Raw genomic sequence first — 16407 nt, forward strand, 5'->3', positions numbered from 1 at the left:
GTAGACCGGGGCTTGCGCGGTGTCGTTCGCCCACGTCGAGCACGTGGGTGAGCGCACACCCAGTGTCGTGGAACCACTGGTCGCCGACTACCGTCGGACGCGTGGGGTCGGGGAGGTCTCGATCCGCTTCGCTCAGGGAGGACCCCAGCGGTGACCGGTCGCTACGAGAATCCTGAGCCGTCGTGGCAGCAGCAGACCGGAGGGGAGGGGCAGCAGCCCAACCCGAACCAGTCGGGCGGCTACCAGGTCGAGCCGGGATCGGGTGCCCACTACGTCGATCCCCAGACGGTGTACCTCGACCCGTCGCAGTCGGGTCCGGTGACCGGTCCGCCGTCCGGCGGGTTCCCGGCGCAGTCCGGTCAGTACCAGGCCCCCGGTCAGCAGTCCGGTCCGTACCCCGTGTCGGGCGGCCAGTCGGGTCCGTACCAGGTGTCCGGTGGCCAGTCGGGCCCGTACCCCGTGTCGGGCGGCCAATCCGGTCCGTACCAGGTGTCGGGCGGGCAGTCCGGCGCGTACCAGGTGTCCGGTGGCCAGTCCGGCGCGTACCAGGTCCAGGGCCAGCAGCCCGGTCCGTACCCCGGCCAGGGGCAGCAGTACCAGGGCGGGTTCCCCAACAACTTCCCGCAGAGCGTCCAGCCGCAGCAACCGCCGCGCGCCAACGCCAACGACATGTCGTCGCAGCAGCTGATCAAGCGCGCGAAGCGCCCGCCGCAGTCCGGCTGGCGCAAGACGGTCCACACGGTCACCGGCGGTCTGGTGAACCTGGGCGAGAGCCCGGCGGACGTCCGGCGGCGCGAGCTGATCTCGCGCATCAACCAGCCGTTGCGCGGCTGCTACAAGATCGCGATGCTGAGCCTGAAGGGCGGCGTCGGCAAGACCACGACGACGACCACGCTCGGCTCGACGTTCTCGTCCCTGCGCGGCGACCGCGTGATCGCGGTGGACGCCAACCCCGACCGCGGCACGCTGGCGCTGAAGGTGCCGCGCGAGACCACGGCGACCGTCCGGCACCTGCTGCGCGACGCCTCGAAGATCACCCGGTACAGCGACGTCCGCGCGTACACGTCCCAGTCGCCCAGCCGGCTGGAAGTGCTGGCGTCCGAACAGGACCCGGCGGTGTCGGAGGCGTTCAGCGACCAGGACTACCTGCGCACGGTCGCGTTGCTGGAGCTCTTCTACAACATCGTCCTGACCGACTGCGGCACCGGCCTGATGCACTCGGCCATGAAGGGCGTGCTGGACCAGGCCGACTCGCTGGTGCTGGTGTCGTCCGGCTCGGTGGACGGCGCGCAGACGTCGGCGGCGACGCTGGACTGGCTGGACGCCCACGGCTACCGGGACCTGGTCGCGAAGTCCGTCGCGGTGATCAACTCGGTGCGGCCGGGCTCGGGCAAGGTCGACCTGGACAAGCTGGCCGCGCACTTCTCCCAGCGCTGCCGCGCGGTGGTGCGCATCCCGTTCGACTCGCACCTCGAAGAGGGCGCGGAGATCGAGCTCGACAAGCTCGGCCCCGAGACCCGGCTGGCGCTGCTGGAACTCGCCGCCACCGTGGCCGACGACTTCCCCACCCGTTCGTGACGGCGGGGCCTCGTCGAGAGGCCCCGTCACGTCACTCTTCGTCGTCCGGTTTCTTCTTGCGCTGCTCACCGAGCTTGCGCAGGAAATCGGGATCGTCGTCCGGCGCCACGAAACGACGGCTGGGGGCGGTGTTGACCCGATCCGGTCCGAACGCACGCCACAGCAGCACGGCGATGGTGAGCGCACCGATCACCGCGAGCAGGTAGAGCATGGTCGCCACCTCCTTTGCCACGAGATTACCCGTGTCGTGGAGGTGCACGTCGGCGGCGCCGAACGGGTTCGGCCGCCGCCGGATCGGGCCGCCGCCGGACCGCTCAGCGCCGGACCGCCCAGTGTCAGCCCGCTCAGTGCCGGACGGGCTCGGTCGCCTCCGTGGTCAACTGGGTCAGCAGCTCCTGGACCTCCGACTCGCGGAACCGGCGGTGGCCGCCGGGCGTGCGGATGGAGCCGATGCGACCCGCGGTCGCCCAGCGGGTGACGGTCTTGGGGTCGACCCGGAACAGGTTGGCCACCTCACCAGGTGTGAGCAGCCGTTCCCCCGGTTGTCCCTGCGTCACGCTCACGGTCATCCTCCCCGATGGTGAACAGACGTACCGGACGCATCGTGGCATCACACCCTTCGGGTACTCGAACGCTTGGGTGATGGTAAAGAGGTAGTAAGGGACGAAGCGCGCGGTTCGGACATCGCGGCGCGTGACCTACCCTGTGACCGGTGGACGCTCTTGATCGCCAGATCATCGCCGCCCTGCGCGAGAACGGCCGGGCCACCTACGCCGACCTGGGGCGCAAGGTGGGACTCTCGGCCTCCGCCGTGCACGAGCGGGTGGGCAAGCTGGAAGCCACCGGTGTGATCGTCGGCTACCACGCCGTCGTAGACCCGAGCGCCGTCGGCCTCGGCGTGACCGCGCTGGTCAGCATCCACCCGACCGACACCGCGGACGACGACGAGCTGGCCGTCTCGCTGGCCGAGCTGGTCGAGGTGGAGTCGTGCTACCGGGTCGCGGGCGACGAGTCGTTCATCGTCAAGGTCCGGGTCGCCACGGTGGACGACCTGGAGCGCTCGCTCGGCCGGCTGCGGCGCATCCCGGGCGTCGCGCGCACCCGGACCACCGTGGTGCTGTCGACCCGGTTCGAGGGCAGGCCGAACACCGCGGCGGTCGACCCCGCGGGGGACGCGTAACCTGGGTAACCGTGCACCTGGGTCGTGATGTGACGCTCTACATCTGCGCGCGCCTGGGCATGGTCGCCGCGGTCACCGCGCTGCTCGTGCTCGTGAACGTGCCGCTGCTGGTCGCCCTCGCCGTGGGGGTGGTCGTGGCGCTGCCGCTGTCGCTGTTCGCGTTCCCCGGCCTGCGCACCCGGGTCGCCCAAGGGCTCGAAGCCAGGCAGGCCGCGCGCCGCGCCGAGCGCGAGAAGCTGCGCGCCCAGTTGCGCGGCGACACGTCCACCCAGTCCTAGGCCCGTCGCCGGGTTGCGATCCCGGTCGCCCGGAAGGCCCCCAGGTCACGATCCCGCTCGCCCAGGACGCCCCCGGGTCACGCCGGTTTCGTCCACCGCTTCCCCACGCCTTGTCGCGCATGCCTTGTCGCGCACGACGTTGACCGCACTTCGCGTACGTGTGCGTGCATCCGGCCGCCGCGGTGTGAGGCGTTCGCCGCCGTCGTCACCCGTCCCGGTCAGCACGGGCCGTCGCAGGTCAACCGTTTGGCCGGTGTGAACGTTCCGGTTGGAACGTAACGTTGTGAACGGCTACCGAGTGAATCGGTGGCTGTCGGCGCCGGCGGTCCCGGGGTCTCCGCGTGCACCACCCCTGGCGGACCGGACCGGTGCACCCCCTGCACACCTCCCTGTGAAAGGGCTGCCCTGTGACTCGTTCCCGTGTCGTCCGATTAGCCGGCGCGCTCGTCCTCGCGCTCGGCCTCGCCACCCCCACCCTGCCCGCCGCGGCGTCCGACCTCGCCGCGACGTCGTCCGTCGACGCGCCCCGCGTCTCCGCCGGCATGGCGCAGGCCCTCGGCCGCGACCTCGGCCTGACCGCCGACCAGGTCCGCACCCGCCTCGCCCAGGAGGAGCGGGCACGCGGCGTGGAGACCGTCGCGCGCAAGGTGCTCGGCTCCGCCTACGCCGGCAGCTGGTTCGACGAGCGGTCGGGTGAGCTGGTCGTCGCCGCCGTGGGCGCCACCGCGCCCGCGCTCGACGTCAAGGTCGTCCCGGCCGTCCACACGCTGGCCGACCTCGACTCCGCCAAGGCGGGCCTCGACCGCCTCGCCGGCAAGGCCGCGCCCGCCGCGGTCAACGGCTGGTACGTCGACGTGCGCACGAACACCGTGGTCGTGACCGTCAACCGCACCGAGCTCGACCACGCCGCCCGCGCGTTCGTGGACCGGGCGAAGGCCACCCACGGCTCCGTGCGCGTCGTGGAGGAGGACCACTCGCCCCGGCCGCTGGCCGACGTCGTCGGCGGCTGGCCGTACTGGATCAACTACGCCGGCCGCTGCTCGATCGGGTTCGCCGTCCACGGCGGGTTCGTCACGGCCGGCCACTGCGGCCGTCCCGGCAACACCGCCAGCGACGGCAACGGCGCCGTGCTCGGGTCGTTCGCGGGCTCGTACTTCCCCGGCTACGACTACGCGTGGGTGCGCACCAACGCCGGCGTGAACCTCTGGGGCTACATGGAGGGCTACGACGGCTACTGGTACTACGTGCGCGGCTCGGCGCAGGTGCCGGTCGGCTCCGGCATCTGCCGCTCCGGCTCGACCACCGGCATGTGGTGCGGCTCGATCGTCGCCCGCGGCCAGACGGTCAACTACCCGCAGGGCGTCGTCTACAACCTGACCCGGACCACCGTGTGCGCCGAGCCCGGCGACTCCGGCGGCTCGTGGCTCAGCTCGAACCAGGCCCAGGGCGTGACCTCGGGCGGCTCGGGCAACTGCTCGTCCGGCGGCGTCACCTTCTACCAGGAGGTCAACCCGATCCTGTCCGCTTACGGGCTGTCCCTGGTCCTGAGCTGACACCGCGACGTGCCGGGCGGGTCGCGAACCAGCCCGTCCGGCACGTCACCCCTCCGAACGCCGACCGCCGAGCGTCAACCCCGAGCGTCAACGTCGAACGTCAACCCCGAGCGTCAACCTTGGGCGTCAACCTTGGGCGTCACCGCGCGAACGCCGTCACGGCCTCGTCCGCCAGCCGCGTGATCTCCTCGCGCAGCTCCAAGTCACCCAGCCAGTGCCCGGGGATGGCCTCGACGCCGTCCCGCGCGCCCAGCAGGTTCCCGCACAGCGCGCCGGTCGAGTCGCTGTCACCGGAGTGGTTGACCGCCAGCAGGAGCCCGTCCGCCAGGTCCCGCGCGGCCAACGCGGTCAGCACCGCGATCGCCAACGCCTCCTCGCCGACCCAGCCGCCGCCCAGCGCCGTCTCGATCACCTCCGGCGTCGGCCGCACCCCGCCCGTGCCCAGCTCGACGGCCAGGTCGAGCAGCCCCAGCTGCTCCTCGTGACCGGTCCACGTGACCAGCTCGGCGCGCGCCACGTCGACCGCGGACGGCAGCGGCACGCCCGCCAGCACCTGCTGCACCAGCACCGCCAGCACGCCCGCCGACAGGTAGCCGCTGGGGTGGCCGTGGGTGAGCGCGCCGACCGCCGTGGCCAGCTCGAACACCTCGCGGACGTCGTCCGACCACAACGCCACCGGCGCCGCGCGCATCACCGCGCCGCACCCCTTGGAGTCGTTGATCGGGGCCTCCACGGTGCCCAGCACGCCGGAGCGCAGCGCGGTGAGGCACGTGGTGCCGGGCGCGCGGCGGTCGTGCAGCGCGGGCACGTCGAGCAGCCACCCGTCCCGCGCCACGGGCGGTCCGCCCTGGGTGTGCAGCCACCGGCCGTACGCCACCCGCACCTCGTGCACCGGGTCGCTGCCGCGCTTCTTCGCCAGCAGGAGCCCTTCCAGCGTGAACAGGGTCATCTGGGTGTCGTCGGTGATCGCGCCGATCCGGCCGTAGGCGGGGGCGTAGTCGGTGAGGCCGGACGGGCCGAACCGGCCCCGGATGCGGTCGATCCGGTCGAACTCGATCGAACCGCCGAGGGCGTCGCCGACGGCGCCGGCGAGGAGGCTGCCGCGGAAGGAGCCGCTCGGAAGTGAGGTCACGTCGCAGAAGTTATCGTGCCGGACGTGACCTCCTCGGTAGACCGATGCAGTTCCCGCACCCGGGAATGGGTGTGCGAGGCCGTCCGCATCATCGAAGCGGACGCCAACCGCAGCGCCGACACGCACCTGCTGCACTTCCCCCTCCCACCGGAGTGGGGGATCGACCTGTACCTGAAGGACGAGTCCACCCACCCCACCGGCTCGCTCAAGCACCGCCTGGCGCGGTCGCTGTTCCTGTACGCGATCTGCAACGGCTGGGTCGTCGGCGGCACGCCGGTGATCGAGGCGTCGTCGGGCTCCACGGCGGTGTCCGAGGCGTACTTCGCCCGGCTGCTCGGGTTGCCGTTCATCGCCGTCATGCCCCGGTCCACCAGCCAGGAGAAGGTCGCGCTGATCGAGCGCCAGGGCGGGCAGTGCCACTTCGTCGACGAGCCGGGCGCGATCTACGACGAGTCCCGGCGGCTCGCGGCCGAGCTGGACGGCCACTTCATGGACCAGTTCACCCACGCCGAGCGGGCGACGGACTGGCGCGGCAACAACAACATCGCCGAGTCGGTGTTCCAGCAGATGGCGCTGGAGGCCGCGCCCGAGCCCGAGTGGGTCGTGGTCGGCGCGGGCACCGGCGGCACGAGCGCCACCATCGGCCGGTACATCCACTACCGCAAGCTGCACACGCGGCTCGCCGTCGTGGACCCGGAGCACTCGGTGTTCTTCGACGCGTGGCGCGACGGCGACCTCGGGCTGACCGGGACGCGGGGCTCGCGGATCGAGGGCATCGGCCGGCCGCGGGTGGAGCCGTCGTTCATCGGCGACGTGATCGACCGGATGATCAAGGTGCCGGACGCGGCGTCGATCGCGACCATCCGGCACGTCGAGGAGGTGCTGGGGCGGCGCGTCGGCGGGTCGACCGGCACGAACCTGTGGGGCGCGTTCCAGCTGATCGCGGAGATGCGGGCGTCGCGGCTGCGCGGGAGCGTCGTGACGCTGCTGTGCGACGGGGGCGAGCGGTACGGGCACACGTACTACGACGACGCGTGGGTGGCCGCGCAGGGCATGGACCTGGAGCCGCACCTGGTGACGTTGACGGAGTTCCGGGCCACCGGCGCCTGGTCGCGGTGAGCCGTTCGGGGTCGGTCCGGCACTTCGTTCGGGGTTCGGGGGAACGCGCGGCGGGTGTCGTGCGTCGCAGCGTGGATCGGCGCGTGGGAAGGGGTGTGCGGTGAGCGCGTGGCGTACGGCGGAGGTGCTCACGGCCGAGGACGTGCTGGCCAGGTCGGTCGCCGACGCCGACAAGGCGATGCGCGAGGCGGCGAGGCTGCGGTACCCGCGGGTGGAGCCGTCGGCCGACGACGTGCGGCGGGTCATGGCGTTCGCGAAGTCGAACGCGGCGTCGCCGGAGCTGCAGGCCCTGCAGCGGCGGATCTCGGGCGGCTACCTGAGCTGGCGGCAGGTCCTGATGGGCGAGGCGGCCGGCGACCGCGGCGTGAAGGCGGCGCTGGAGGCGGACCGGGAGGCCCTGTCCGCCCTGTGCCGCGGCGAGGAACCGCGGGTCGTGAAGCCGACGCCGAAGCCGCGTGACGACGAGGAGCCGATGAGCTTCACCGAGGACGCCTGGTAACCGTTCCGGGGTCCTCGACCGTTCGCCGTCACCCCCGGCCGGTCAGGAGTCCCGGTCCTCCGGGTGGACCACGATCGCCTGCAACGACGTCCGCAGCTGCTCGGCGGCCCGCGGGCTGAGCGACGCGAGGAACGCGCGCTCGGCCTCGTCGGTCGCCTCGGTGGCCCGCCGGAGGGTGTCCTGCCCGGCCTCGGTCAGCCCGACCACGTTGCGCCGCCGGTCGTCCGCGTCGGGGTGACGTGACACCAGTCCCTTGCGCTCCAGCGCGTCCAGCAGCGCGACCATCGTCGTGCGGTCGATCCCGAGCCGCTGCGCCGCCTGCTGCTGCGACATCGGCTCACGGCCGGCGAGGGTGAGCAGCACCCCCAGCTCCCGCCCCTCGATGCCGTGCGGCGCCAACGCCTCCCCGGTCAGCTCGGCCATCCGGTGGTGCGCGTGCTTGAGCAGGTAGACGAGGTTCCTGCGCAACTCGGGCCCTGGCCCGTCGTTCCTTGCCACCCGCCGATCCTATCGCTAGCCTGATCGTCAGTAGAGCTGACAATCAGCTCAACGACAGAAAGGCGTGGCGATGATCCTGGTCACCGGCGGTCTCGGTTTCATCGGCTCCCACACCGTGCGCGCGCTGCTCGACCTCGGCGAGGGCTGCGTGCTGGTCCAGCGACGGGCCGCCGACGTGCCCGCCGACCTCGTCGACGAGCGGGTCGTGGTGGAGCGGGCCGACGTCACCGACCGGGCGGCGCTGCTCGACGTCGGCGCCCGGCACGACATCACGGGCATCGTCCACCTCGCGGGGTCGATGCCGTGGCCGCCTGGCTCCGCCGAACCGGTGGAGGCGACGCGCACGGCGATCGGCGGCCTGCTCAACCTCGTGGGAGCCGCCCGCGCCTGGGGCGTGGCGCGCGTCGGCGTCGCGAGCACGATCGGCGTCTACAGCGGTCTGGCCGTCGAAGGGCCGCTGCGGGAAGACCTGCCGCTGCCCATGACCTCGCCGCACCTGATCCCGACGTTCAAGAAGATCGGCGAGCTGCTCAACGACCACCTGGCCGACGCCACCGGGATCGAGATCGTCAACTACCGGATCGCCGGCATCTGGGGACCGCGCGAGCCCCACGGCCCGCTGTTCTTCGCCGCGCCCGAACTCGTCCACGCCGCCGTCCGCGGCACCGAGCCGGACCTGTCGCCCCTCCACGGCCCCGCGCACGCGGAGGACGCGCTCGACCTCTGCTACGCCAAGGACTGCGGCCGGGCGATCGCGCTCCTCCAGACCGCGGACCGCCTCGGCCACCGCACGTACAACGTGGCGTCGGGCCGGCCGACGTCGAACGCCGAGATCATCGCGGCGATCAAGGCGATCGTGCCCGACGCCCGGGTCGACCTGCCCGCGGGAGGTTCCGGCCGCCGGACCTGGCTGGACATCGGCCGCCTCCAGCGGGACACCGGCTACCGGCCCGCCTACGACACCGAACGCGCGGTCGCCGACTACATCGCCTGGCTGCGCGCGGGCAACGAGCGCTGAGCGGGCGTCAGGCGCCGATCACCAGGGCGGCCGGGACGGCGACGCCCCACACCAGCATCGCGAGGCCCGTGTCGCGCAGCACGGGGATCAGGTCGCGGCCCTTGCCGCCCTTCACGACCCGGCGCACGCCGAGCGCCACGAGCGGCAGGGCGAGGAAGCCGATCAGCGCCAGCGGGACGCGCAGGCCGATCGCCAGCGTGATCAGGAACGGGATCGCGACCAGCGCCAGGTAGAGGCGGCGGGAGTCGCGGTCGCCCAGCACGGTGGCCAGGGTGCGCTTGCCCGCCCGCACGTCGGTCGGGATGTCCCGCAGGCTGTTCGCGATCATCACGCCGGTGGAGAACGCGCCCATCGCGACCGCGCCGCCGATGCCGATCCCGGTGACCTCCCCGGTCATCACGTACAGCGTGCCGAGCACCGCCGCGGGCCCGAAGAACAGGAACACGGCCACCTCGCCGAACCCCGAGTAGCCGTACGGCTTGCGGCCGCCGGTGTAGAACCACGCCGCCGCGAGGCAGACCGCGCCGAACAGCACCATCCAGTACTTGCCGGACAACACCACCAGCACCAGGCCCGCCGCGGCGGCCACGCCCAGGGCCGCGAACGCCGCCGCGCGCACCGCCCTGGGGTTCGCCGCACCCGAGCCGACCAGCCGGAACGGGCCGACCCGGTCGGCGTCGGTGCCGCGGATGCCGTCGGAGTAGTCGTTGGCGTAGTTCACGCCCACCTGCAGCGCGACCGACACCAACAGCGCCAGCAGCGCCAACGTGAGGTCGAACCCGTCGATGTGGTGCGCGGCGCCCGCGCCGACCAGCACCGGCGCGATCGAGTTCGGCAGCGTGCGGGGGCGGGTCCCCGATACCCACTGGGCGACTGTGGCCATGCCGGACATCCTCCGACATGGTGCACGGGGACCCGCTCCCGGGTGCTGCCGATCAGCAGGCGGTGGCGCCCGTGACGCCGGAGACGTACGCCCGGGCGATGTACTTGCCCGTGGCGATCCGGTACCAGATGTTGGACGTGCCCTGCGTGCCCGTCACCGACTGGCCGGTGACCTGGCACTCGACGCGCACCTGGGCGTAGTTGGCGGCCAGGCCGACCTGCGCGGCCGTGGAGGTCGCGCCGCTGCGGACGTTCAGCGGGTCGCCCGCGGTGCGGACGAACCCGGCCGGGCCGGAACCGGTCCACGAGTAGGTGACGGTGACCCACGCGTTGTCGGTCAGCTGGAGGCCGTCCCAGAACGTGCCGTCGGCCAGGTCGATGCCCGCCGGGTTGGCGACGACGCGGCCGAACTGGTCGCGCCCGCCGTTGTAGCCGTCCTGGTAGGCGGCCTGGGCCTGCGGCTTGCCCTGGGGCAGGTCCTTCCACATCTCACGGGTGGACGACGGGTTCCAGTAGTCGTCCTTGGTGTTCCACGGGCCGACGTCCCACACCGGCGCCCACTCGCAACGGCCGTTGGCCGCGCACACCCGCACGCTGTACGTGCCGGTGCCCTTGGCGGACAGGCCGCGCCGCGACGGCAGGGCGACGAAGTGGTCCCGGCTCACGATCACGTGCCCGTTGGCGGTGGTGCCGCCGACCAGGCCCTCGCGGGTCGCGAAGATCCGGTACGACCGGCCGGCGGCCTGGGCGGTGACGTCCTCGGCGGCGCGCGTCGTCGTGAACGCCCGCAGGTCGAGTCGGCTCACCTCGGGCGACGCCTGCTCGGCCGTCAGCGCGAGGCGGACCTGCACGGTCGTCACCTCGGTCGGCAGCACGGCGGGCGCCTCGGGGCGGGCCTCCACCCACTCGGTCCACTGGTCGTCGCCGAGCGCGCCGCGCACGTCCACGGCGACCTCGGCGCCGGCCGGGACGTGGCTCTTCACGGACGCGGCCACGGCGTTGACGGGGGCGTCGAGCGTGCGCGGTTCGAGCTGCAGGAAGCCCGTGCGCACGGCGGCCCGCGCGCTGGCGGGCGTCGGCGCGGCGCGGTCGAGCCGCACCGTGCCGCGGTGGCTGGTGACGCCGTTGTCGTCGGCGTTCACGGTGGACAGGTCGGCCCGCCACTCGGCGCCGCTCGCGGCGGCGGCGGGTGACACGACACCCGCGGTCAGGACGGTGGCGACGGCGAGCGGTATCAGGTAGCGCCTGGTCATCGCAGCACTCCTCGTCGGACACGCGGTGCGGAGGGGACCGCGGCAGGGCCGCGCGTCACGGCGTGCCGAGCCAATCGCCTGCCGTGGTTAGCTGTCAACCAACAAGAAAGCCAACACGGCAGAAACTCACCCGAACGAGCTAGCGACCGCCCTCCGATCCACCTTGCCCGGACCGCGTTGTGGCAGCTCCGGCACGAAGACGAGCCGCTTCGGCATGGCGAACCGGCCCACCGCCTCGCCGACCGCCGCGCACAGCCCGGCCGCGTCCGGCGGGGCCGCGGGGTCGTCCGGCACCACCGCGGCGGCCACCACCTGACCCCACTCGGGGTCGGGCAGCCCCACGACGCACGCCTCCCGCACGCCCGCCTGCGCGGTGAGCACCCGTTCGACCCGGTCCGGCGCCACGTTCTCGCCGCCGCTGATGATCACGTCGTCGGCGCGCCCCAGGACCTCGAGCGTGCCGTCCGCCCGCACCCGTCCGAGGTCGCCGGTGCGGAACCACTCGCCGAACCGCTCGCCGCCCTGGTAGCCGAGGGCCAGCACCGGCCCGCCGACCTCGATCCGGCCGTCGACCAGCCGGACGCGCACGCCGTCGAGCGGGCGCCCGTCGTAGACGCACCCGCCGGACGTCTCGCTCATGCCGTACGTGGTGACGACCCGGACGCCCAGCTCCCGCGACCGCTCCAGCAGGGCGGGCGGGGTGGCGGCGCCGCCGATCAGGACGGCGTCGAACTCGCGCGCCGCGGCCAGGCCCGGTCCCTCGGTGGCGACGAGCCGGGCGAGCTGCGTGGGCACGAGCGCCGTGTAGTGGCGGCCCGGCGTGGCCAGCAGGGGCCGCGCGGCGGCGGCGAACCCGGAGGCGCGGAAACCCGTGGCGAGGTCCACGACGCCGGGTTCGGCGCCCGCCACGACCGAGCGGACGAGCACCTGGATGCCCGCGATGTGCGTGGTCGGCAGGGCCAGCAGCCACGTGCCGGGGCCACCGAGGCGGGCGTGGGTCAGCTCGGCCGAGGACGTCAGCGCGTCGGCGGTGAGCAGGACGGTCTTGGGCTCGCCGGTGGACCCCGACGTGCCGACCGCCAGCACGGCGTCGGTCTCCCAGCCCCGCGGCGGCGGGGGCGGCACGTCGGTCGGCTGCGCCACCAGGACGTCGGAGGCGTGGCCGGTCAGGGCGTCGCGGAGTCGCTCGAAGGTGATCATGGGCGGTCAGTAGTGGTAGGGGTAGTCGGACCAGTCCGGCGGGCGCTTCTCCAGGAACGCGTCCCGGCCCTCCACCGCCTCGTCGGTCATGTAGGCGAGGCGGGTGGTCTCGCCGGCGAAGAGCTGCTGGCCGACCAGGCCGTCGTCGATCAGGTTGAACGCGTACTTGAGCATGCGCTGGGCGGTCGGCGACTTGCCGTTGATCTCCTTCGCCCACTCCAGCGCCGTCGACTCCAGCTCGGCGTGCGGCACCACGGCGTTCACCGCGCCCATCCCGTGCATGTCGTCGGCGCTGTACGTGCGGCCGAGGAAGAAGATCTCGCGGGCGAACTTCTGGCCCACCTGCCGCGCCAGGTACGCCGAGCCGTAGCCGCCGTCGAAGCTGCCGACGTCCGCGTCGGTCTGCTTGAACCTCGCGTGCTCCGCGCTCGCGAGCGTGAGGTCGCACACCACGTGCAGGCTGTGCCCGCCGCCGGCCGCCCAGCCGGGCACGACCGCGATGACGACCTTCGGCATGAACCGGATCAGCCGCTGGCACTCCAGGATGTGCAGCCGGCCCGCGCGGGCGGGGTCGACGGTGTCCGCCGTCTCGCCGGACGCGTACTGGTAGCCGCTGCGGCCCCGGATGCGCTGGTCGCCGCCCGAGCAGAACGCCCAGCCGCCGTCCTTGGGCGACGGGCCGTTGCCGGTGAGCAGGACGCACCCGACGTCCGAGCTCATCCGGGCGTGGTCCAGCGCGCGGTACAGCTCGTCGACCGTGTGCGGCCGGAACGCGTTGCGGACCTCGGGCCGGTTGAACGCGATGCGCACCGTGCCCTGGTCGACCGCGCGGTGGTAGGTGATGTCGGTGAAGTCGAACCCCTCGACCCGCTTCCAGCGGGTGGGGTCGAACAGCTCGGAAACGCCCTGATCTGCCACGCGGCGACAATAGGCCCGAGGCGCCGACCACGGCGGCGGCGGCTCGCCGGGTCGGTGCCCGATGTGACGAGCCTGAGCGACAATGAGCGGGTGAACCCGTCCACCGCGCAGGCCAGGGTGCTCGTCGACGAGCTGATCCGCAACGACGTCCGGCACGTCGTGCTGAGCCCCGGGTCGCGCAACGCCCCGCTGTCCTTCGCGCTGCACGAGGCGGCCGCGGCGGGACGCCTCACGCTGCACGTCCGCGTGGACGAGCGCACGGCCGGGTTCCTGGCCCTCGGCCTGGCCCGCGGCGGCGGCCACGTCACCGCCGTGACCTGCACGTCCGGCACGGCCGTCGCGAACCTGCACCCGGCGATGATGGAGGCCCGGCACGCCCGCGTCCCGGTCATCGCCCTCACCGCGGACCGGCCGGTCGAGCTGTACCGCACGGGCGCCAGCCAGACCGTCGACCAGCAGCGCGTGTTCGGCCTGGACACCCTCCAGTTCCCCATCGCGGAACGCCGGGACGGACAGAACGGCCTGTGGCGCTCGCTGGTGTGCCGCGCCGTCGCCACGGCCGAGGCCGAGGGACCGGTGCACGTCAACGTCCCGTTCCGGGAGCCCCTGGTGCCCGACCGGGACGCCGACTGGCCGGAAGCCCTCGACGGCCGCCCGTTCGACATGCCGTGGACGCGCGCCGCGCCGCGCACCACCACCTCGCTGCACCCCGCCGACCACCTGGGCCCGCGCACGCTCGTCGTCGTCGGCGACACGGGCCACCGCCCCGCCGACCAGGACGTCGCCGAGCTCGCCGAACGCGCCGGCTGGCCGGTGGTCGCCGAGCCGACCGGGCACGGCCTGCGCCACGGCACCCTCCTGCTCAACGCGGGCGACCTCCCCGAACACCTGACGCCGCAGGCCGTCGTCGTGGTGGGCCGGGCGACCCTCTCGCGCGGCGTGCTGAAGCTCATCGCCCGGACCCCGGTCGTGCACGTGCTGTCCGACGACCTCGACTGGCCGGACCCGCGGTTCGCCGCCACGCACGCGTCGACCGGCCTGGTCCTCGGCGAGCACGAGGTGGACCACGACTGGCTCACCGCCTGGCAGCACGCGGACAAGGCCGTCGCCGACGTGGTGGACGACCTGCTGGCCCGCGAGCCGTGGCCGACCGGCCCGCACGTCGCCCGCGACGTCGTCGCCGCCCTCCCGCCGGGCGCGAACCTCTACCTCGGCTCGTCCAACCCGGTCCGCGACGTCGACCTGGTCGCCGAGCCGCGCCGCGACGTCACCACGTTCGCGAACCGGGGGGTGGCGGGCATCGACGGCAGCGTCTCCACCGCCGCGGGCATCGCGCTCACCCGCGGCCCGACGTACGCGCTGATCGGCGACCTGACGTTCCTGCACGACGCGAACGGCCTGCTCATCGGCCCGCACGAACCGCGACCGGACCTCACCATCGTCGTCCTCAACGACGACGGCGGCGGCATCTTCGCGTTGCTGGAGCAGGGCGCGCCGGAGCACGGGCACGCGTTCGAGCGGGTCTTCGGCACGCCCCACGGCGTCGACCTGGCCGCGTTGTGCGCGGCGCACCACGTGCGGCACACCGAAGCCCGGACACCGGAGGAGTTGCGTCGCGCGCTCGGCCGCCCGGACGGCGTGAGCGTGGTGGAAATCCGGGCGGAACGGCATGAATTGCGCGATTTGCACACCCGGTTGAAAGCGGCTGTGTCAACCGCGTCCCATTAGCGGAAATCCTACCGACGGGGGTACAGCCGGATGGGGTGTCGGACTAGCTTTCCGGCATGTCCCTGAGAGCGAAGCTGACCCTCGGTACCGCCGCCGCGGCGTCCCTGCTCCTGCTGGCCGGCACGGCGACGGCGGCCCAACCGGGAGCACCGGGCATCGGCGACCCGTACTACCCGAACGCGGGCAACGGCGGCTACGAGGTCTCCCACTACGACATCAGGCTCAACTACCAGCCGGCGAGCGACAACCTCTCCGGGACGACGACGATCCTGGCCAAGGCCACCGAGGACCTGACCCGGTTCAACCTGGACTTCCTGCTGAAGGTCGGCTCGGTCCGGGTCAACAACAAGGTCGCCGGGTTCACGCAGGACGGCGGCGAGCTCGTCGTCGACCCGCGCGCCACGCTGCGCCGCGGCTCCCACGTGACCATCGTCGTCACCTACTCCGACGTGCCCTCCACCCACGCCGTGGACGGCTACACGTCGTGGAAGCGGACCCCGGACGGCGCGCTGGCGATCGACCAGCCGGACATCGCGCCGTGGTGGTTCCCGAGCAACAACCACCCGACCGACAAGGCCACGTTCGACGTGTCGGTGGCCGTGCCGACCGGCGTCGAGGTGATCTCCAACGGCACGTTCGCCGGCACCGCCCAGCAGATCAACGGCTGGACCCGCTGGCGCTACCGCAGCCTCCAGCCGCAGGCGACGTACCTGGCGTTCGTGGCGATCGGGCAGTTCGAGATCCGCCAGTCGACCGCGCCGAACGGCCAGCCGGTGCTGAACGCCTACTCGGAGCGGCTGGGCGCGGACTACAGCGCGTCGGTCGCGAGCATCGAGCGCACGCCCGAGGTGACGGAGTACCTGGAGGGCCACTTCGGGACGTACCCGTTCGAGGCGCAGGGCGGCGTGGCGACGCCGGGCATCGGCTTCGCGCTGGAGAACCAGACCCGCTCGACCTACGACGCCGCGTTCTTCCGCCGCGGCGCGAACACCTACGTCGTGGCGCACGAGGTGGCGCACCAGTGGTTCGGCGACTCGGTGTCCGTGCAGGGCTGGAAGGACATCTGGCTGAACGAGGGCTTCGCGAGCTACGCGGAGTGGCTGTGGTCGGAGCACGTCGGCGAGGGCACGGTCCAGGAGAACTCGGACTACGTCTACGACCTGTACCCGGCGGACAGCCCGTTCTGGCAGGTCCTGCCCGGTGACCCGGGCGCGCCGAACCAGTTCCACAGCGCCGTCTACGACCGCGGTGCGATGACCGTGCACGCGCTGCGCGCCGCGATCGGCGAGGAGGCGTTCTTCGAGCTGCTGCGGAAGTGGCCGACGGAGAACCGCAACGGCAACGTGTCGACCGAGGAGTTCATCGCGTTCGCGGAGCAGCTGTCGGGCAAGCAGCTCGACGAGCTGTTCCAGACCTGGCTGTTCACGCCGGGCAAGCCGGCCGTCGCGCCGGGCGCGGAGGGCTCGTTCTCGGCACGCGCCGCCACGCCGGAGCCGAAGGCGTTCAAGAAGATCCAGGAGACGCGCGAGCTGCTCGCGGGTCACCACCACTAGGCACGACCGCGCGCGGGG

At 72.8% G+C, this 16407-nt stretch carries 17 protein-coding genes; 9 read left to right on the forward strand and 8 right to left on the reverse strand.

Features of this window, described 5'->3' with window-relative positions; genetic code table 11:
- Positions 1-150 precede the first annotated feature (150 nt).
- Complete coding sequence (locus ACFQ3T_RS06915; RefSeq protein ID WP_380721304.1) at positions 151-1578, forward strand: MinD/ParA family ATP-binding protein; 1428 nt, start codon at positions 151-153, stop codon at positions 1576-1578.
- Positions 1579-1609: 31 nt separating this feature from the next.
- On the opposite strand, the gene ACFQ3T_RS06920 is transcribed toward ACFQ3T_RS06915, so the two are convergent.
- Both ACFQ3T_RS06920 and ACFQ3T_RS06925 read right to left on the reverse strand, forming a co-directional pair.
- Complete coding sequence (locus ACFQ3T_RS06920) at positions 1610-1789, reverse strand: hypothetical protein (RefSeq protein WP_380721305.1); 180 nt, start codon at positions 1787-1789, stop codon at positions 1610-1612.
- Positions 1790-1922: 133 nt separating this feature from the next.
- Positions 1923-2147, reverse strand: a complete 225-nt coding sequence (locus ACFQ3T_RS06925; RefSeq protein ID WP_380721308.1) for a BldC family transcriptional regulator — start codon at positions 2145-2147, stop codon at positions 1923-1925.
- Between the two features lie 143 nt (positions 2148-2290).
- Here ACFQ3T_RS06925 and ACFQ3T_RS06930 point away from each other — a divergent pair, with 143 nt between their 5' ends.
- The 3 genes from ACFQ3T_RS06930 (at position 2291) to ACFQ3T_RS06940 (ending at position 4589) form a co-directional block, all read left to right on the forward strand.
- Complete coding sequence (locus ACFQ3T_RS06930; protein ID WP_380721310.1) at positions 2291-2758, forward strand: Lrp/AsnC family transcriptional regulator; 468 nt, start codon at positions 2291-2293, stop codon at positions 2756-2758.
- 11 nt (positions 2759-2769) lie between these two features.
- The gene (locus ACFQ3T_RS06935) at positions 2770-3036 is read left to right on the forward strand and encodes a DUF4229 domain-containing protein (protein ID WP_380721313.1); all 267 of its coding nucleotides are present in this window, start codon (positions 2770-2772) and stop codon (positions 3034-3036) included.
- 407 nt (positions 3037-3443) lie between these two features.
- Entirely contained in the window at positions 3444-4589 is a 1146-nt protein-coding gene (locus ACFQ3T_RS06940; protein ID WP_380721316.1) for a S1 family peptidase, read from the forward strand.
- Positions 4590-4728: 139 nt separating this feature from the next.
- Here ACFQ3T_RS06940 and ACFQ3T_RS06945 read toward each other — a convergent pair whose 3' ends face one another.
- Positions 4729-5721: an ADP-ribosylglycohydrolase family protein gene (locus tag ACFQ3T_RS06945; protein ID WP_380721319.1), complete on the reverse strand. Its 993-nt coding sequence runs from the start codon at positions 5719-5721 to the stop codon at positions 4729-4731.
- A gap of 69 nt (positions 5722-5790) precedes the next feature.
- Here ACFQ3T_RS06945 and ACFQ3T_RS06950 point away from each other — a divergent pair, with 69 nt between their 5' ends.
- A complete protein-coding gene (locus ACFQ3T_RS06950; RefSeq protein WP_380721322.1) occupies positions 5791-6840 on the forward strand; it encodes an L-cysteine desulfhydrase Cds1 in 1050 nt (349 codons plus the stop codon).
- Positions 6841-6940: 100 nt separating this feature from the next.
- Complete coding sequence (locus ACFQ3T_RS06955) at positions 6941-7339, forward strand: hypothetical protein (protein WP_380721325.1); 399 nt, start codon at positions 6941-6943, stop codon at positions 7337-7339.
- 42 nt (positions 7340-7381) lie between these two features.
- Here ACFQ3T_RS06955 and ACFQ3T_RS06960 read toward each other — a convergent pair whose 3' ends face one another.
- Positions 7382-7837, reverse strand: coding sequence for a MarR family winged helix-turn-helix transcriptional regulator (locus ACFQ3T_RS06960; protein WP_380721328.1), 456 nt, complete (start codon positions 7835-7837; stop codon positions 7382-7384).
- A gap of 70 nt (positions 7838-7907) precedes the next feature.
- Between ACFQ3T_RS06960 and ACFQ3T_RS06965 the strand changes: the two genes are divergently transcribed.
- Positions 7908-8855 carry an NAD-dependent epimerase/dehydratase family protein gene (locus ACFQ3T_RS06965; protein ID WP_380721331.1) on the forward strand — a complete coding sequence of 316 codons (948 nt, stop codon included), beginning with the start codon at positions 7908-7910 and terminating at the stop codon, positions 8853-8855.
- 7 nt (positions 8856-8862) lie between these two features.
- Here ACFQ3T_RS06965 and ACFQ3T_RS06970 read toward each other — a convergent pair whose 3' ends face one another.
- The 4 genes from ACFQ3T_RS06970 to ACFQ3T_RS06985 form a co-directional block, all read right to left on the reverse strand.
- Positions 8863-9738, reverse strand: coding sequence for a 1,4-dihydroxy-2-naphthoate polyprenyltransferase (locus ACFQ3T_RS06970; protein WP_380721334.1), 876 nt, complete (start codon positions 9736-9738; stop codon positions 8863-8865).
- Between the two features lie 52 nt (positions 9739-9790).
- Positions 9791-10990: a hypothetical protein gene (locus ACFQ3T_RS06975; RefSeq protein WP_380721337.1), complete on the reverse strand. Its 1200-nt coding sequence runs from the start codon at positions 10988-10990 to the stop codon at positions 9791-9793.
- A gap of 126 nt (positions 10991-11116) precedes the next feature.
- Positions 11117-12190, reverse strand: a complete 1074-nt coding sequence (menE, locus tag ACFQ3T_RS06980) for an o-succinylbenzoate--CoA ligase (protein WP_380721340.1) — start codon at positions 12188-12190, stop codon at positions 11117-11119.
- A 6-nt stretch (positions 12191-12196) separates the two neighbouring features.
- Positions 12197-13108: a 1,4-dihydroxy-2-naphthoyl-CoA synthase gene (locus tag ACFQ3T_RS06985; protein WP_380721343.1), complete on the reverse strand. Its 912-nt coding sequence runs from the start codon at positions 13106-13108 to the stop codon at positions 12197-12199.
- A gap of 90 nt (positions 13109-13198) precedes the next feature.
- Here ACFQ3T_RS06985 and menD point away from each other — a divergent pair, with 90 nt between their 5' ends.
- Together menD and ACFQ3T_RS06995 are read left to right on the forward strand one after the other, a co-directional pair.
- Positions 13199-14836, forward strand: coding sequence for a 2-succinyl-5-enolpyruvyl-6-hydroxy-3-cyclohexene-1-carboxylic-acid synthase (gene menD, locus ACFQ3T_RS06990; protein WP_380721346.1), 1638 nt, complete (start codon positions 13199-13201; stop codon positions 14834-14836).
- A gap of 56 nt (positions 14837-14892) precedes the next feature.
- Positions 14893-16389, forward strand: a complete 1497-nt coding sequence (locus ACFQ3T_RS06995) for a M1 family metallopeptidase (RefSeq protein ID WP_380721349.1) — start codon at positions 14893-14895, stop codon at positions 16387-16389.
- The last annotated feature ends 18 nt before the right edge of the window (positions 16390-16407 follow it).

This window comes from Saccharothrix hoggarensis (assembly GCF_042678885.1).
GTDB lineage: Bacteria > Actinomycetota > Actinomycetes > Mycobacteriales > Pseudonocardiaceae > Actinosynnema > Actinosynnema hoggarensis.

Coding starts and splice junctions, on each gene's coding strand:
- ACFQ3T_RS06920 (WP_380721305.1), bottom strand. CDS start 1,789: ATGCTCTACCTGCTCGCGGTGATCGGTGCGCTCACCATCGCCGTGCTG.
- ACFQ3T_RS06925 (WP_380721308.1), bottom strand. CDS start 2,147: ATGACCGTGAGCGTGACGCAGGGACAACCGGGGGAACGGCTGCTCACA.
- ACFQ3T_RS06965 (WP_380721331.1), top strand. CDS start 7,908: ATGATCCTGGTCACCGGCGGTCTCGGTTTCATCGGCTCCCACACCGTG.
- ACFQ3T_RS06970 (WP_380721334.1), bottom strand. CDS start 9,738: ATGGCCACAGTCGCCCAGTGGGTATCGGGGACCCGCCCCCGCACGCTG.
- ACFQ3T_RS06975 (WP_380721337.1), bottom strand. CDS start 10,990: ATGACCAGGCGCTACCTGATACCGCTCGCCGTCGCCACCGTCCTGACC.
- menE (WP_380721340.1), bottom strand. CDS start 12,190: ATGATCACCTTCGAGCGACTCCGCGACGCCCTGACCGGCCACGCCTCC.
- ACFQ3T_RS06995 (WP_380721349.1), top strand. CDS start 14,893: ATGTCCCTGAGAGCGAAGCTGACCCTCGGTACCGCCGCCGCGGCGTCC.